Below are 16,398 nucleotides of genomic sequence, written 5' to 3' on the forward strand. Positions count from 1 at the left end.
TCTGCGTTTCGCTATCCGTGAGGGTGGCCGTACCGTAGGTGCAGGCGTTGTATCAAAAATCATGGACTAAGCAGTCCGGTTGATTTTAAGAGCCCGGCTTTGGCCGGGCTTTTTTATGCCTGCTAGGGCGGAGAAGGGCGCGGCTGGGCTTGCGTCAAAAACCATAATAGGTATAATACCGCGTCCAATCCTGCACCAATTGTAGGGTAGGCAAATTTAGGGGCGTAGTTCCAATTGGTAGAACAGCGGTCTCCAAAACCGATGGTTGGGGGTTCGAATCCCTCCGCCCCTGCCAGATTTTATTGATTCAAAGCGAAGACCGGTCGCAACTAGGATTAAAGAATGAGCGCAAATAACGAGACGCAAAGCAGTTCGTTGAACAGTTTGAAATGGATAATCACAATCGCCCTTTTAGTTGTTGCTATTGGCGGTAATCATTATTACACAGAAGAAGTGTCGGTTTTATACCGTGCTATTGCTGTGGTTGTTTTAGTTGCCTTAGCAGGTTTCTTTGCCAGCACGACAACGAAGGGAAGAACCTTTTTGTCGTTTGCGAAAGAAAGTCGTACCGAAGTTCGAAAGGTTGTCTGGCCATCGCGTCAGGAAGCGACTCAAACAACGCTTATCGTTGTTGTTGCGACCGTTGTAGTAGCACTTATTCTCTGGGGCCTTGACGGCATCCTGGTACGTGTCGTTGGCTTCTTAACCGGATTGGAGATTTAACCATGAGCGATAAGAAACGTTGGTACGTAGTACAAGCTTTTTCCGGTTACGAGGCACGGGTTTCTGAATCTCTGAAAGAACATATCAAAATGCACGGTATGGAAGATAAATTCGGTGAGATTCTGGTACCTAAAGAAGAAGTTGTGGAAATGCGCGGCGGCGTTCGTCGCAAAAGTGAACGCAAATTCTTTCCGGGCTATGTTTTAGTCGAAATGGATATGGACGAAGATGCCTGGCACTTGATTAAGAGCGTGCCTCGAGTACTTGGCTTTATCGGTGGTAGTAGCGATCGTCCTACCCCTATTTCAAAGAAAGAAGCCGATGCTATCCTCGACCGCTTACAAGATTCTGCAGACAAGCCTAAGCCTAAGACCTTATTTGAGCCGGGCGAAGTTGTACGTGTTAACGACGGTCCTTTCGCTGACTTCAACGGTACGGTTGAGGAAGTTGATTACGAGAAGAGCCGTGTTACGGTATCGGTTTCGATCTTCGGCCGAGCGACACCAGTTGAGCTTGAATTTGGTCAGATAGAAAAAGCCTGATCAAAAAAGCAGCAAGACAAAGATTGATCTATGGCGCGAAGTCACTTATAATTCGCGTCCTTTTTTAACGGGAAGCCGTTGGAGTAACTTTCCTCTGAAAAGTTACGAGGCGTTAAACCCACAACAGAGGTAATTACCATGGCGAAGAAAGTATCGGCCATTATCAAATTACAGGTAGCTGCTGGTTCAGCTAACCCGTCACCGCCAGTTGGTCCTGCATTGGGTCAGCACGGTGTGAACATTATGGAATTCTGTAAAGCGTTCAACGCACAGACCGACAGCCTGGAAAAAGGCGCTCCGGTTCCTGTTGAAATTACAGTGTTCGAAGACCGTTCATTCACATTTATTACCAAAACGCCTCCTGCGTCTTTCTTATTGAAGAAAGCGGCTGGTATCAAAAGTGGTTCAGGCGAGCCGAACACCAAGAAAGTTGGTACGGTAACTCGCGCGCAATTAGAAGAAATTGCGAAAACTAAAGAACCAGACCTGACTGCTGCCGACATGGACGCAGCTGTACGCACTATCGCCGGCTCTGCTCGCGCGATGGGCTTGAACGTGGAGGGCTAATCAATGGCTAAATTAACAAAACGCGCTCGTATGATCGCAGAGAAAGTTGAAGCCCGTGATTACGATGTGAATGAAGCGATTACTCTGTTAAAAGAGTTAGCAACAGCAAAATTCACTGAAAGTGTTGATGTCGCAGTAAACTTAGGCATCGATGCTCGTAAATCTGACCAAAACGTTCGTGGTGCTACGGTACTGCCAAACGGTACTGGCCGTGACGTTCGTGTTGCTGTATTCACTTCAGGTGACAATGCAGAAAAAGCGAAAGCAGCCGGTGCAGATATCGTTGGTATGGAAGACTTAGCAGCGCAAGTTAAGAAAGGTGAAATGAACTTCGACGTAGTCGTTGCATCACCTGACGCAATGCGTGTGGTTGGTCAATTAGGTCAAATCTTAGGTCCACGTGGCCTGATGCCTAACCCGAAAACTGGTACTGTAACTCCAGACGTAGCAACTGCAGTTAAAAACGCTAAAGCGGGTCAGGTTCGCTATCGCAACGATAAAAACGGTATTGTTCATGCAACAATCGGCCGTGTTGACTTCGATAACGACAAATTGAAAGAAAACCTTGAAGCTCTGCTGGCAGCTCTTAAGAAAGCTAAGCCTTCTTCAGCTAAAGGTGTTTTTGTAAAACGCATTAGCCTGTCCACAACAATGGGTGCTGGTGTGAGCATTGACCAGGCAACTGTAGCAGCGGTTTAATTCGCTTCAGTCAGGTTAGTGTAATGGTTTATGGGTTGGAGCTGCCGTGGCGTTGCTAAGGCGCAACAAAACAAGGCTCCCGTCCAAGACCGTAGGTGTACCGCGAGAATCTCAGAATATCGAGTAGTGGCACTTAATTTCCTACGCAGATGGTGATATCCGACTCAGGCTCTCTGGGTAGAGAATCACCGTGACAACGCGGTGGGTTTTATCCCACCTAATTGTAACGAGGGACTTCGGTCCCAAATTGAAAACGAGGTGATATCAGTGGCAATTGGTTTAGCCGGAAAGAAAGCCATCGTTAAGGAAGTTAACGACGTTGCTTCAAATGCGCTAGCCGTCACCGTTGCTGAATATCGAGGCATCGAAGTAGCCGATATGACTGCGCTGCGTAAGAAAGCTCGCGAGCAGGGTATTTTCGTTAAAGTTGTACGAAATACACTGGCAAAACGCGCTTTTGAAGGCACACAGTTTGACGACATGGGCGATGCACTTAAAGGACCTCTTGTTTATGGGTTTTCTATGGACGCACCGGGCGCTTCAGCTCGTCTGTTCAAAGACTTCTCAAAAGAAAACAAGAACTTGCAAGTGACAGCTCTGTCAATCGGTAATGGCATCATGGGTCCAGAAAAATTGGACGCAGTTGCTTCACTTCCGACTCGTGACGAAGCATTGGCTAAATTGCTCGCCACCTTCAAAGAACCGGTTAGCAAATTCGTTAAAACAGTTAACGAAGTACCTAGCAAGTTCGTTAGAACGTTGGCAGCAATTAAAGACGCTAAATAATACGTTGGTTTTTTAACCATTTTTTGTAATTATAAACCCAGGAGTTTAGAGTAATGGCTCTGACTAAAGACGACATCTTAAACGCGATCGCTGAAATGCCAGTAATGGAACTGGTTGAACTGATCGAAGCAGCTGAAGAAAAATTCGGCGTTGACGCATCTGCAGCAGTAGCAGTAGCTGCTCCAGCAGCAGGCGGCGAAGCAGCAGCTGAAGAGAAAACTGAATTTGACGTAGTACTGAAAGCAGCTGGCGCAAACAAAGTTTCCGCTATCAAAGCTGTTCGCGGCGCAACTGGCCTTGGCTTGAAAGAAGCTAAAGCTATGGTTGAGTCTGCACCAGTAGCAGTTAAAGAAGGTGTAAGCAAAGACGAAGCTGAAGAGCTGAAAAAGCAGCTTGAAGAAGCTGGTGCGGAAGTTGAAGTTAAGTAATTTAACTTTTGTACGACATATGGCCTTTTAGGCCTCGGGCTGGTGGTTAATTAACCACCAGCCCTTTTGCGCTGTATCGCTTGTATCATTTTGCCCGAGGTTGGATACAGATAAGCGAAAAAAATAACAACGGGATCGACAGATAAAAGATTAATCTGTTTTTAACCATCGAACCACTCGTTGGTTAGGGTCATCAATCAGCTAGCTGAGGAACCCCATGGCGTACTCCTACTCTGAAAAAAAACGTATTCGTAAGGATTTCGGTAAACGACCTCAGGTCCTAGAAGTTCCTTATTTGCTGTCTATGCAGCTTGATTCATTTAAGAAATTTATTGAAGTCGATCCAGAAGCCAATAATGGTCTGGAAGCGGCTTTTCGTTCGGTCTTTCCTATTGCCAGTTATTCTGGTACTGCGGAACTACAGTACGTCAGTTATCACATGGGTGAGCCGGCGTTTGACGTTGAAGAATGTCAGATCCGGGGCATTACCTACTCAGCACCATTGCGTGTGAAACTGCGTCTGGTGCTGTTTGATAAAGAAGCAGCTGCCGGTACAGTTAAAGACATTAAAGAACAAGAAGTGTACATGGGCGAAATTCCGTTAATGACAGAAAACGGAACCTTCGTTATCAATGGCACAGAGCGAGTTATCGTTTCTCAGCTCCACCGTTCACCTGGTGTGTTCTTTGATCACGACAAAGGTAAATCACACTCGTCAGGTAAAGTCCTGTATAACGCGCGTGTTATTCCTTACCGTGGCTCTTGGTTGGATTTTGAATTTGATCCTAAAGACAACGTTTTTGTACGTATCGATCGTCGTCGTAAATTACCGGCGTCAATTATTCTTCGTGCTCTGGAATACAGCACTGAAGAAATTCTCGATATGTTCTTCGACACAACGTACTTTGAAATCCTTAAAACTAAGGTGAAAATGCAGTTGGTGCCTGAACGTCTGCGTGGCGAAACCGCCAAGTTCGACATCAAAGGTGCTGAAGGCGAAGTACTGGTCGAAAAAGGCCGTCGTATTACCGCACGTCACATCCGCCAGTTGGAGCAACTGGACATTAAAGAGATGGAAGTGCCGGCAGAATACATGGTCGGAAAAGTATTAGCGAAAGACTACGCGAATAAGAAAACTGGCGAAGTGGTCGGTCACGCGAATGACGTGCTGACACTTGAGCTTATCGCCGAGCTTAGCGAAGCGGGTATTAAGAAAATTGAAACGCTGTTCGTTAACGATTTGGATCACGGTCCATACATGAGCGAAACCTTACGCGTTGATTCAAGCAACAACCGCTTAGAAGCTTTGGTTGAAATCTATCGCATGATGCGTCCGGGCGAGCCGCCAACACGCGAAGCCGCCGAAACTCTATTTGATAACCTGTTCTTCAGCGAAGAACGTTATGACTTATCAACTGTTGGCCGCATGAAGTTTAATCGTCGTTTGGGTCGTGAAGACTTAAGCGGTGATAACACGTTGTCCAGAGAAGACATCGTCGAAGTCATGAAAAAACTTATCGAAATCCGTAACGGTTTAGATGAAGTTGATGACATTGACCACCTGGGTAACCGTCGTATACGTTCAGTCGGCGAAATGGCAGAAAACCAATTCCGTGTCGGTTTGGTACGTGTAGAACGCGCAGTAAAAGAACGCTTGTCGCTGGGTGACTTAGACAACACCATGCCTCAAGACCTGATTAACGCGAAGCCAATTAGTGCTGCGGTTAAAGAGTTCTTTGGTTCAAGCCAGCTGTCGCAGTTTATGGACCAGAACAACCCATTGTCAGAAGTGACGCATAAGCGTCGTATCTCTGCTTTAGGTCCGGGTGGTTTGACTCGTGAACGTGCCGGTTTCGAAGTTCGTGACGTACATCCAACGCACTATGGTCGTTTGTGTCCGATTGAAACTCCAGAAGGCCCGAACATCGGTCTAATCAACTCGCTGTCGACTTTCTCACGTACGAATGAATATGGCTTCTTGGAAACGCCTTATCGTCGTATTGAGAACGGCTCTGTTACAGACGACGTTGACTATTTGTCCGCAATCGAAGAAGGCAACTACGTTATCGCCCAGGCGAACGTAGGTCTGAACGATAAAGGCGAGTTGACTGAAGATTTGGTACCTTGCCGCCATAAAAACGAATTTACGCTGATGAGTAAAGAGCAGGTCCAGTACATGGACGTTGCACCTCAGCAAATCGTTTCTATCGCAGCAAGTATGATCCCGTTCCTTGAACACGATGATGCTAACCGAGCCTTGATGGGCTCGAACATGCAACGTCAGGCCGTTCCTACATTGCGCGCTGATAAGCCGCTGGTCGGGACCGGTATCGAACGCACTATCGCAGTTGACTCCGGTGTTACTGTTGTTGCTAAGCGTGGTGGTGTTGTCGATTACGTAGACGCCAGCCGTATCGTGGTTAAGGTTAACGAAGAAGAGATGGTCCCGGGTGAAGCGGGCATCGACATTTATAACCTGACTAAATACACGCGTTCTAACCAGAACACCTGTATTAACCAAAAACCAACCGTGAACCCAGGTGAACCTGTAACACGCGGTGACGTTTTAGCTGATGGTCCGTCAACTGACTTAGGTGAATTAGCACTGGGTCAGAACATGCGTGTGGCCTTCATGCCTTGGAATGGTTATAACTTCGAGGATTCGATTCTGATTTCTGAGCGCGTAGCGCAAGAAGATCGGATGACAACCATCCATATTCAAGAATTAAACTGTGTTGCTCGTGATACCAAGTTGGGTGCTGAAGAGATTACCTCTGATATACCAAACGTTGGTGAATCTGCATTAGGCAAGCTGGATGAATCCGGTGTTGTTTATGTCGGTGCAGAAGTTAACGGCGGCGATATTCTGGTCGGTAAAGTCACCCCTAAAGGTGAAACGCAGTTAACGCCGGAAGAGAAACTCTTGCGAGCTATCTTCGGTGAGAAAGCGTCTGATGTAAAAGACAGCTCTCTGCGAGTACCAAACGGTGTTAACGGTACGGTTATTGACGTACAAGTATTCACTCGTGATGGCGTTGAAAAAGATAAGCGCGCGGTAGCGATTGAAGAAATGCAGCTGGCTAAGGTTAAGAAAGACCTGACAGAAGAATTCAAGATTCTTGAAGAAGGTATTTACAACCGAGCTCGCAACTTGTTGTTAAGTAATGGCTTTGATGAAGCAAAACTGGCGAGCGTCGATCGCTCAAGCTGGTTGACTCAGGACTTAGGCAACGAAGACGCACAAGCTCAATTAGAGCAAATTGCTGAGCAGTACCAGCAAATTCGTGACGACTTCGACACTAAGTTTGAGACTAAGCGTCGTAAGATCACTCAAGGCGATGATTTAGCGCCGGGTGTTCTGAAAATCGTTAAGGTTTACTTAGCCGTACGCCGTAGTATCCAGCCTGGTGATAAACTGGCTGGCCGTCACGGTAACAAAGGTGTTATCTCAACCATCATTCCTGTGGAAGATATGCCACACGATGATGAAGGGAACCCGGTCGATATCGTATTGAACCCGCTGGGTGTACCTTCGCGGATGAACATCGGTCAGATCCTGGAAACACACTTAGGTATGGCGGCTCGCGGTATTGGTAGCAAGATCGAAAAAATGCTGAAACAGCAACGTGCTATCTCTGAATTACGCGACTTTTTACAGCAGGTGTACGACTTGGGCGAAAGCCGTCAGAAAGTAGACATTACTGAGTTTACTGATGATGAAGTGATGCGCTTAGCCGGTAACTTGAAAGCCGGTCTGCCAACAGCTACACCTGTATTTGATGGTGCAGTTGAAGAAGAAATTAAGGCACTGTTGAAGCTTGCAGACTTACCTGAATCTGGTCAGATTCGGTTATTCGACGGCCGTACGGGTGATAAATTTGAACGTGACGTAACCGTTGGTTACATGTACATGCTCAAACTGAACCACTTGGTCGACGATAAAATGCACGCACGTTCAACTGGCTCGTACAGCTTGGTTACTCAACAACCACTGGGTGGTAAAGCTCAGTTTGGTGGTCAGCGCTTCGGTGAGATGGAAGTCTGGGCATTGGAAGCATATGGTGCGGCTTATACCTTGCAAGAAATGTTGACAGTTAAGTCGGACGACGTGAACGGTCGTACGAAGATGTACAAAAACATTGTCGACAACAACTTGCAGATGGAAGCGGGCATGCCGGAATCCTTCAACGTATTGTTGAAAGAAATCCGCTCGCTGGGCATCAATATCGAGCTAGAACAGAACTAAGACGCTGTTGCTGGAATAAATTGGGGGAGTGCTTGCGCTCCCCGTAGGTTGAACTCCGACAGGAGATAAATCGTGAAAGACTTGCTGAAGCTTTTAAAGCCGACGAATCAGGCAGAAGAGTTTGATGGTATTCGCATCGCTCTTTCGTCTCCAGATATGATCCGTAGTTGGTCATATGGTGAGGTGAAAAAACCTGAAACTATTAATTACCGTACCTTTAAGCCGGAACGTGATGGTTTGTTCTGTGCCCGTATTTTTGGTCCGGTAAAAGACTATGAGTGCTTGTGTGGTAAATACAAGCGCCTTAAGCACCGTGGTGTCATCTGTGAGAAGTGTGGCGTTGAAGTTACACTGACTAAAGTGCGCCGTGAGCGTATGGGTCACATTGAACTGGCCAGCCCGGTTGCGCACATCTGGTTCCTTAAATCATTGCCGTCGCGCATTGGTTTAATGCTGGATATGACTCTGCGTGATATCGAACGTGTACTGTATTTCGAATCTTACGTTGTTACAGAGGGTGGTTTAACCTCTCTTGAGCAGGGTCAAATCCTGACTGAAGACGAATACTTAGACGCACTTGAAGAGCACGGCGACGAATTCGACGCAAAAATGGGTGCAGAAGCAGTTCTGGATCTGTTACGCGCTGTTGATATCGACGGTGATGTTCAAAAATTACGTGAAGAGTTACCTGAGACAAACTCAGAAACCAAACGTAAGAAAATTAGCAAACGACTGAAGTTACTTGAAGCATTCCAGGTATCAAACAACAAGCCTGAGTGGATGATCTTAAAAGTACTTCCAATTCTGCCACCAGACTTACGTCCGTTGGTACCGCTTGATGGCGGTCGTTTTGCTACGTCTGATCTTAACGACTTGTATCGTCGCGTAATCAACCGTAACAACCGTTTGAAGCGTCTGTTAGACCTTGCTGCACCAGATATTATCGTGCGCAACGAAAAACGTATGCTGCAGGAAGCGGTTGATGCGTTGTTAGATAACGGTCGTCGTGGTCGTGCAATTACAGGCTCTAACAAACGTCCTCTGAAATCTTTGGCTGACATGATCAAAGGTAAACAGGGTCGTTTCCGTCAGAACCTGCTGGGTAAACGTGTTGACTATTCAGGCCGTTCGGTTATTACCGTTGGTCCTAAATTGCGCCTGCACCAGTGTGGTCTGCCTAAGAAAATGGCGTTGGAATTATTCAAACCATTTATCTATGGCAAATTAGAGCGTCGTGGTTTAGCAACAACCATTAAAGCAGCGAAGAAAATGGTTGAGCGCGAAACAGCAGAAGTTTGGGACGTACTTGATGAAGTTATCAAAGAGCACCCAGTACTGCTTAACCGTGCGCCGACACTTCACCGTTTAGGTATCCAGGCGTTTGAACCGGTACTGATTGAAGGTAAAGCGATTCAACTGCATCCGTTGGTCTGTGCGGCTTATAACGCCGACTTTGATGGTGACCAAATGGCTGTGCACTTACCACTGACTTTAGAAGCTCAGTTGGAAGCACGTGCGTTGATGATGTCTACCAACAACGTACTGTCGCCGGCCAGTGGTGATCCTATTATCGTTCCTTCGCAGGACGTTGTACTTGGTCTGTATTACATGACTAAAGAGAAAATCAACGGCAAAGGCGAAGGCATGGTTTTCAAAGATCCGAACGAAGCCGAAAAGGCTTACCGTACGGGTCAGGTTGAGTTGCATAGTCGCGTCCGGGTACGTATCACCGATACCACCATTGATGACGACGGCAATCGTACAACGAAAACCGAACTGCGTGACACCACTTGTGGTCGCGCAATTTTGTCACTGATTATGCCGGAAGGTCTGCCTTTTGAACTGATTAACCAGGCTATGGGTAAAAAACCGATTGGCCGTATGTTGAACAAGGCTTATCGCGACCTTGGTTTGAAAGATACAGTCGTTTTCGCTGACCAAATCATGTATACCGGTTTCCATTACGCAATGGTATCGGGTGCGTCGGTTGGTATAAACGACATGGTTATCCCTGAAGCTAAGAAAGAGATTGTTTCTGCAGCAGAAGAAGAAGTGGCTGAAATTCAGGAACAGTTCGAATCAGGCTTGGTAACTGCCGGTGAGAAATACAATAAAGTTATCGATATTTGGTCAACCGCTAACGAGAAAGTCTCGAAAGCGATGATGGATAACTTGTCGAAAGAGATTGTTAAAAACAAAGACGGTGAAGACGAAGAGCAAGCATCATTTAACTCAGTCTTTATGATGGCTGACTCAGGTGCTCGTGGTAGCCCCGCGCAGATTCGTCAGTTAGCCGGTATGCGTGGTTTGATGGCTAAGCCAGATGGCTCAATCATCGAAACGCCAATCGTTGCTAACTTCCGTGAAGGTCTGAACGTACTTCAGTACTTCATCTCGACGCACGGTGCTCGTAAAGGTTTGGCCGATACCGCATTGAAGACAGCGAACTCAGGTTACCTGACTCGTCGTCTGGTAGACGTTTCACAAGACGTTGTGATCATGGAAGAAGACTGTGGCACATACGAAGGTCTTTACATGAAACCGCTGATTGAAGGTGGTGACGTTGTAGAGCCGTTGCGTGAACGTGTACTGGGTCGTGTTCTTTGTGAGCCGGTAATGAAGCCTGGCAGCGAAGAAGAGTTACTTCCGCGCAATACATTGCTTGATGAAAAAATGTGTGACGTATTGGAAGAGAATTCTATCGACGAAGTTAAAGTTCGCTCGGTTATTACTTGTGATACAGACTTTGGTGTTTGTGCACACTGTTATGGTCGTGACCTGGCTCGCGGACATATGGTTAATCAGGGTGAAGCGGTTGGTGTTATAGCAGCACAGTCAATCGGTGAACCGGGTACACAGTTAACCATGCGTACCTTCCACATCGGTGGTGCGGCATCTCGTGCAACAGCTGAAAACAATATCCAGGTGAAAAACCCGGGTACAATCAAGCTGCATAACGCTAAATGGGTTGTAAACAGCGATAAAGCACACGTTATTACGTCACGTTCTACAGAGTTAACTCTGACTGATGAATACGGTCGTGAGCGCGAGCGTTACAAAGTACCTTATGGTGCGGTCTTGAAAAAAGGTGAAGGCGACTCAGTAGATGGCGGCGAAACCGTTGCTAACTGGGACCCGCACACTCACCCAATCATTACCGAGGTAGAAGGTCGTATCAAGTTTGTTGATTTAATTGATGGTGTCACCATGACTCGTCAAACCGATGAACTGACAGGCCTTTCAAGCATCGTTGTACTGGAAACAGGTCAGCGTACCAGTGCCGGTAAAGACATGCGTCCAATGGTGAAATTGGTTGATGGTAAAGGTAACGACGTTAATATCGCCGGAACTGATATCCCTGCGCAATACTTCTTGCCAGGTAACGCTATAATTAACCTGGAAGATAATTCTGAGGTTAAAATTGGTGACACCTTAGCGCGTATTCCTCAGGAAGGCTCTAAGACTCGTGATATTACCGGTGGTCTGCCACGTGTTGCTGACTTGTTCGAAGCGCGTAAGCCAAAAGAACCAGCGATTCTTGCAGAGAAAACCGGTACGGTTTCCTTCGGTAAAGAAACCAAAGGTAAACGTCGCCTATTGATTACCCCAACAGATGGTGGTGATCAGCACGAAGAGATGATTCCGAAGTGGCGTCAGCTGAACGTGTTTGAAGGTGAACAAGTGACTAAAGGTGAAGTTATTGCCGATGGTCCAGAAGCACCGCACGACATTTTACGCTTACGTGGCGTTAGTGCAGTTGCTAACTATATCGTTAACGAAGTGCAGGAAGTTTACCGTCTGCAGGGTGTTAAAATTAACGATAAGCACATTGAAACTATCGTTCGCCAGATGTTGCGTAAGGCACTTATTTTACGCGCCGGTGATACGAACTTGCTGGAAGGCGAGATGGTTGAAATGTCAGAAGTGTTAGCAGCTAACGCAAAAGCGGAAGCGGATGGTAAGAAACCAGCAATATTTGAACGTCAGTTGCTGGGTATTACTAAGGCATCGTTGTCGACTGAATCCTTTATTTCAGCGGCTTCGTTCCAGGAAACAACGCGAGTTCTTACCGAAGCAGCCGTTGGTGGTAAGAAAGACAGCTTACGTGGACTGAAAGAAAACGTAATTGTTGGTCGTCTGATTCCTGCAGGTACAGGTTACTCATATCACAAAGAGCGCATGCAGCGTCGACTGGATGAACTGAATGTTGATATCGAGCCAACTATGACTGCAGAGCAGGCTGAGCAACAACTTGCGGATGCCTTAAATGCTGGAAATAGTTCTGCAGGTGATGATTCTGCAGAATAATTAGCGAACGTTTTTAACGTTCGTGTACAGAAGCCGGTACTGTAAAAGTGCCGGCTTCTTTTGTATAGCCTTGACAGGCGAAAATATGACCATTAGAATTTCCGCTCCCGAATTTCGGGATCTGACTTTCAGTGGTCAGAAAAAAGCGATTTTTCACGCTCTATACACGTGGTAAAAAGCGACATCAACTAAACTAGGAGTAATGAATGGCAACAGTTAACCAGCTGGTGCGTAAAGGCCGTCAAAAGCCCGTTGTGAAAAGCAACGTTCCGGCTCTTGAAGCGTGCCCTCAAAAACGCGGTGTATGTACCCGTGTTTACACAACTACGCCAAAGAAACCGAACTCTGCAATGCGTAAAGTTTGCCGTGTTCGTTTAACTAACGGTTACGAAGTTTCTTCGTACATCGGTGGCGAAGGTCACAACTTACAAGAACACTCAGTCGTACTAATTCGTGGCGGTCGTGTAAAAGACTTGCCAGGTGTGCGTTATCACACAGTACGCGGAGCACTTGACTGCTCAGGTGTTAATGACCGTAGACAAGGTCGTTCTAAGTACGGCGCAAAACGGCCTAAATCTTAACGGTTCTCCGTTAGTAAGGCCAAACTGTCGTACGTTTTGGGTAAAACCCTGAATTAATCGGAGAATATTGAGATGCCAAGAAGACGCGTCATAGGTCAACGTAAAATCCTTCCAGATCCTAAGTTCGGATCAGAATTGTTGGCCAAATTTATCAATGTCGTCATGGTTGACGGCAAAAAAGCAGTCGCTGAAAAAATTATTTACGGTGCATTGGACATCCTGGCAGAGAAGTCAGGTAAAGATCGCCTGGAAGTCTTTGATACAATACTAGATAACATCCGCCCAATGGTTGAGGTTAAATCTCGTCGTGTTGGTGGTTCAACGTATCAGGTTCCGGTTGAAGTTCGTCCGGTACGCCGTAACGCACTGGCTATGCGCTGGTTAGTTGATGCAGCGCGCACCCGTGGTGAAAAATCAATGTCGCAGCGTCTGGCAGCTGAAATGCTAGATGCATCAGAGAACAAAGGGTCGGCTGTGAAGAAACGTGAAGACGTTCACCGCATGGCTGAAGCGAACAAAGCGTTTGCTCACTATCGCTGGTAATTCACAGTTAACCTAGAAGGAGTTTATTGTGGCTCGTAAAACTTCCATAGAGCGCTATCGTAATATCGGTATTTGTGCTCACGTAGACGCCGGTAAAACAACCACAACTGAACGTGTGTTGTTCTATACTGGTTTGTCTCACAAAATTGGTGAGGTGCACGATGGTGCAGCCACCATGGATTGGATGGAACAAGAACAAGAGCGTGGTATCACTATCACGTCAGCAGCTACCACCTGTTTCTGGCAGGGTATGGACAAGCAGTTCCCTGAGCATCGTGTAAACATCATCGATACTCCTGGACACGTTGACTTCACCATCGAAGTTGAACGTTCTTTGCGTGTTCTTGACGGCGCTGTTGTTGTACTTTGTGCATCATCTGGTGTCCAGCCTCAGACTGAAACTGTTTGGCGTCAGGCAAACAAATATGAAGTTCCTCGCATGGTATTCGTCAACAAGATGGACCGTGCAGGCGCAGACTTCTTATCTGTTGTACACCAAATGAAAACGCGTTTGGCAGCTCAGGCTGTTCCAATGCAGCTACCAGTAGGCGCAGAAGATAATTTCCGCGGCGTTGTGGACTTAGTTAAAATGAAGTTCATCAACTGGAGCGAAGAAGACATGGGTACTTCATTCACTTATGAAGAAATCCCTGCTGACATGGTTGATGAGTGTGAAAAATATCACGCTGAGTTGGTAGAAGCTGCGGCTGAAGCTAACGAAGAATTGATGACTAAATACCTGGAAGAAGGTGAGTTAACTGAAGCGGAAATCAAGCAAGGCCTGCGTATGCGTACTCTGGCTAATGATCTTTGTTTGGTTGCTTGTGGTTCTGCGTTCAAAAACAAAGGTGTTCAGGCAGTGCTTGACGCTGTTATTGAATACTTGCCATCACCAACAGAAGTTAAGCCTATCACTGGTATTTTGGATGATGAATCTGAAGGCGTACGTAAGTCGTCTGACGAAGAGCCATTCTCAGCTCTGGCATTTAAAATTGCGACTGACCCATTTGTTGGTACCTTGACGTTCGTTCGCGTTTACTCTGGTGTATTGAACCAGGGCGACGGTGTTGTTAACCCAGTTAAGAACAAAAAAGAACGCGTTGGCCGTATGGTACAAATGCACTCAAACAGCCGTGAAGAGATCAAAGAAGTTCGCGCTGGTGACATCGCGGCACTGATTGGTCTTAAAGACGTTACTACAGGTGACACGCTGTGTGATCCAGCTCATAAAATCACACTTGAGCGTATGGAATTCCCTGAACCGGTTATCTCGGTTGCAGTAGAGCCGAAAACTAAAGCTGACCAGGAAAAAATGGGTATTGCTTTAGGTAAATTGGCTGCAGAAGATCCATCGTTCCGTGTTAAGACTGACGAAGAATCTGGCCAGACAATCATCTCTGGTATGGGTGAACTTCACCTGGATATCCTCGTTGACCGTATGAAGCGTGAATTCAAAGTTGAATGTAACGTAGGTCAGCCGCAGGTTGCTTACCGTGAAGCAATTCGTGAGTCTGTCGAAGTCGAAGGTAAATTCGTACGTCAATCAGGTGGTCGTGGTCAGTTTGGTCACGTTTGGATTAAACTTGAACCAATGACTATCGAAGAAGACGATAACGGTGATGACATTATTTACAAATTCGTAAACGAAATTGTAGGTGGTGTTGTACCGAAAGAATACATCCCGGCAGTAGACAAGGGTATCCAAGAACAGATGCAACAAGGCGTCTTGGCTGGCTATCCTGTATTGGGTGTTAAAGCGACTCTATATGATGGTTCATACCACGATGTCGACTCTTCTGAAATGGCATTTAAAATTGCTGGTAGCATGGCCTTCAAGAAAGGTGCATTAAAAGCTAACCCAGCTCTGTTAGAGCCAACCATGAAAGTTGAAGTTATCACTCCTGAAGAATCTATGGGTGATGTCGTGGGTGACTTAAACCGTCGTCGCGGTCTTATTGATGGTATGGAAGAAGCTCCGGGTGGTTTGAAAGCAGTTAATGCTCAAGTACCACTGTCTGAGATGTTCGGTTATGCGACAGACTTGCGTTCACAAACGCAGGGTCGTGCATCCTACTCTATGGAGTTCCTGAAATACTCTGAAGCACCAAACAACATTGCTGAAAAAGTAATGGCTGAGCGTAACGCTAAATAAGTAAGGTCTGGTCCGGTTCTTTCGAGGCCGGGCTTTTAACTTAAGTTTGAGGATATATCATGTCTAAAGAAAAATTTGAACGTTCGAAGCCGCACGTAAACGTCGGCACCATCGGTCACGTTGACCACGGTAAAACAACACTAACTGCTGCTATCACAACTGTTTTGGCAAAAGTTTATGGTGGTGCGGCGAAAGACTTCGCAGCCATCGATAACGCGCCAGAAGAGAAAGAGCGTGGTATTACTATTTCAACGTCACACGTTGAATATGACACACCAACTCGTCACTACGCACACGTAGACTGCCCAGGGCACGCTGACTATGTTAAAAACATGATCACCGGTGCGGCGCAGATGGACGGCGCTATTCTGGTAGTAGCAGCAACAGACGGTCCAATGCCACAGACTCGTGAGCACATCCTGCTTTCACGTCAGGTAGGCGTACCATTCATCGTTGTATTCATGAACAAATGTGACATGGTCGACGACGAAGAGCTGTTAGAGCTGGTAGAAATGGAAGTTCGTGAACTGTTGTCAGAATATGACTTCCCGGGCGACGATTTACCAGTAATTCAGGGCTCAGCACTGAAAGCGCTGGAAGGCGACGAAGACTACGCTAAGAAAATTGTTGAATTAGCCGACGCACTGGATAACTACATCCCAGAGCCAGAGCGTGACATCGATAAGCCATTCATCATGCCAATCGAAGACGTATTCTCGATTTCAGGTCGTGGTACGGTAGTAACGGGTCGTGTAGAGCGCGGTATCGTGCGTACAGGCGACGAGTGTGAAATCGTTGGTATGAAAGATACGACGAAGACCAC

Annotated in this window: 13 protein-coding genes and 1 tRNA gene; all 14 read left to right on the forward strand. The window is 46.6% G+C overall.

From position 1 onward, the window contains the following. A partial coding sequence (locus tag ACP7H9_RS13920) for a hypothetical protein (protein ID WP_317498017.1) occupies positions 1-70 on the forward strand: 70 nt, incomplete at its 5' end. A 148-nt stretch (positions 71-218) separates the two neighbouring features. After that, positions 219-295, forward strand: a tRNA-Trp gene (locus tag ACP7H9_RS13925). A gap of 47 nt (positions 296-342) precedes the next feature. Next, entirely contained in the window at positions 343-723 is a 381-nt protein-coding gene (gene secE / locus ACP7H9_RS13930; protein ID WP_110014408.1) for a preprotein translocase subunit SecE, read from the forward strand. Positions 724-725: 2 nt separating this feature from the next. Then, a complete protein-coding gene (gene nusG, locus ACP7H9_RS13935) occupies positions 726-1,265 on the forward strand; it encodes a transcription termination/antitermination protein NusG (RefSeq protein ID WP_011233602.1) in 540 nt (179 codons plus the stop codon). 138 nt (positions 1,266-1,403) lie between these two features. Further along, positions 1,404-1,832 carry a 50S ribosomal protein L11 gene (gene rplK, locus ACP7H9_RS13940; protein WP_011233603.1) on the forward strand — a complete coding sequence of 143 codons (429 nt, stop codon included), beginning with the start codon at positions 1,404-1,406 and terminating at the stop codon, positions 1,830-1,832. Between the two features lie 3 nt (positions 1,833-1,835). Next, positions 1,836-2,531: a 50S ribosomal protein L1 gene (gene rplA, locus ACP7H9_RS13945; protein ID WP_011233604.1), complete on the forward strand. Its 696-nt coding sequence runs from the start codon at positions 1,836-1,838 to the stop codon at positions 2,529-2,531. 267 nt (positions 2,532-2,798) lie between these two features. Continuing rightward, the gene (gene rplJ / locus ACP7H9_RS13950; protein ID WP_011233605.1) at positions 2,799-3,317 is read left to right on the forward strand and encodes a 50S ribosomal protein L10; all 519 of its coding nucleotides are present in this window, start codon (positions 2,799-2,801) and stop codon (positions 3,315-3,317) included. Positions 3,318-3,370: 53 nt separating this feature from the next. Beyond that, positions 3,371-3,745 carry a 50S ribosomal protein L7/L12 gene (rplL, locus tag ACP7H9_RS13955; RefSeq protein ID WP_011233606.1) on the forward strand — a complete coding sequence of 125 codons (375 nt, stop codon included), beginning with the start codon at positions 3,371-3,373 and terminating at the stop codon, positions 3,743-3,745. Positions 3,746-3,962: 217 nt separating this feature from the next. Next, complete coding sequence (gene rpoB, locus ACP7H9_RS13960; RefSeq protein ID WP_011233607.1) at positions 3,963-7,991, forward strand: DNA-directed RNA polymerase subunit beta; 4,029 nt, start codon at positions 3,963-3,965, stop codon at positions 7,989-7,991. 72 nt (positions 7,992-8,063) lie between these two features. Beyond that, positions 8,064-12,299 carry a DNA-directed RNA polymerase subunit beta' gene (rpoC, locus tag ACP7H9_RS13965; protein WP_011233608.1) on the forward strand — a complete coding sequence of 1,412 codons (4,236 nt, stop codon included), beginning with the start codon at positions 8,064-8,066 and terminating at the stop codon, positions 12,297-12,299. 206 nt (positions 12,300-12,505) lie between these two features. Beyond that, positions 12,506-12,880, forward strand: coding sequence for a 30S ribosomal protein S12 (rpsL, locus tag ACP7H9_RS13970; protein ID WP_011233609.1), 375 nt, complete (start codon positions 12,506-12,508; stop codon positions 12,878-12,880). 72 nt (positions 12,881-12,952) lie between these two features. Next, positions 12,953-13,423, forward strand: a complete 471-nt coding sequence (gene rpsG / locus ACP7H9_RS13975; protein ID WP_011233610.1) for a 30S ribosomal protein S7 — start codon at positions 12,953-12,955, stop codon at positions 13,421-13,423. Between the two features lie 28 nt (positions 13,424-13,451). Continuing rightward, positions 13,452-15,575, forward strand: coding sequence for an elongation factor G (gene fusA / locus ACP7H9_RS13980; RefSeq protein WP_034818772.1), 2,124 nt, complete (start codon positions 13,452-13,454; stop codon positions 15,573-15,575). A gap of 59 nt (positions 15,576-15,634) precedes the next feature. Then, the coding region (locus ACP7H9_RS13985) for an elongation factor Tu (protein WP_439222917.1) at positions 15,635-16,398 on the forward strand (764 nt) is incomplete at its 3' end.

Source organism: Idiomarina sp. ST20R2A10 (genome assembly GCF_051842345.1).
Lineage (GTDB): Bacteria > Pseudomonadota > Gammaproteobacteria > Enterobacterales > Alteromonadaceae > Idiomarina > Idiomarina loihiensis.

Coding starts and splice junctions, on each gene's coding strand:
- rpoB (WP_011233607.1), top strand. CDS start 3,963: ATGGCGTACTCCTACTCTGAAAAAAAACGTATTCGTAAGGATTTCGGT.
- rpsL (WP_011233609.1), top strand. CDS start 12,506: ATGGCAACAGTTAACCAGCTGGTGCGTAAAGGCCGTCAAAAGCCCGTT.
- rplL (WP_011233606.1), top strand. CDS start 3,371: ATGGCTCTGACTAAAGACGACATCTTAAACGCGATCGCTGAAATGCCA.
- rplA (WP_011233604.1), top strand. CDS start 1,836: ATGGCTAAATTAACAAAACGCGCTCGTATGATCGCAGAGAAAGTTGAA.
- rplK (WP_011233603.1), top strand. CDS start 1,404: ATGGCGAAGAAAGTATCGGCCATTATCAAATTACAGGTAGCTGCTGGT.
- nusG (WP_011233602.1), top strand. CDS start 726: ATGAGCGATAAGAAACGTTGGTACGTAGTACAAGCTTTTTCCGGTTAC.
- secE (WP_110014408.1), top strand. CDS start 343: ATGAGCGCAAATAACGAGACGCAAAGCAGTTCGTTGAACAGTTTGAAA.
- rpsG (WP_011233610.1), top strand. CDS start 12,953: ATGCCAAGAAGACGCGTCATAGGTCAACGTAAAATCCTTCCAGATCCT.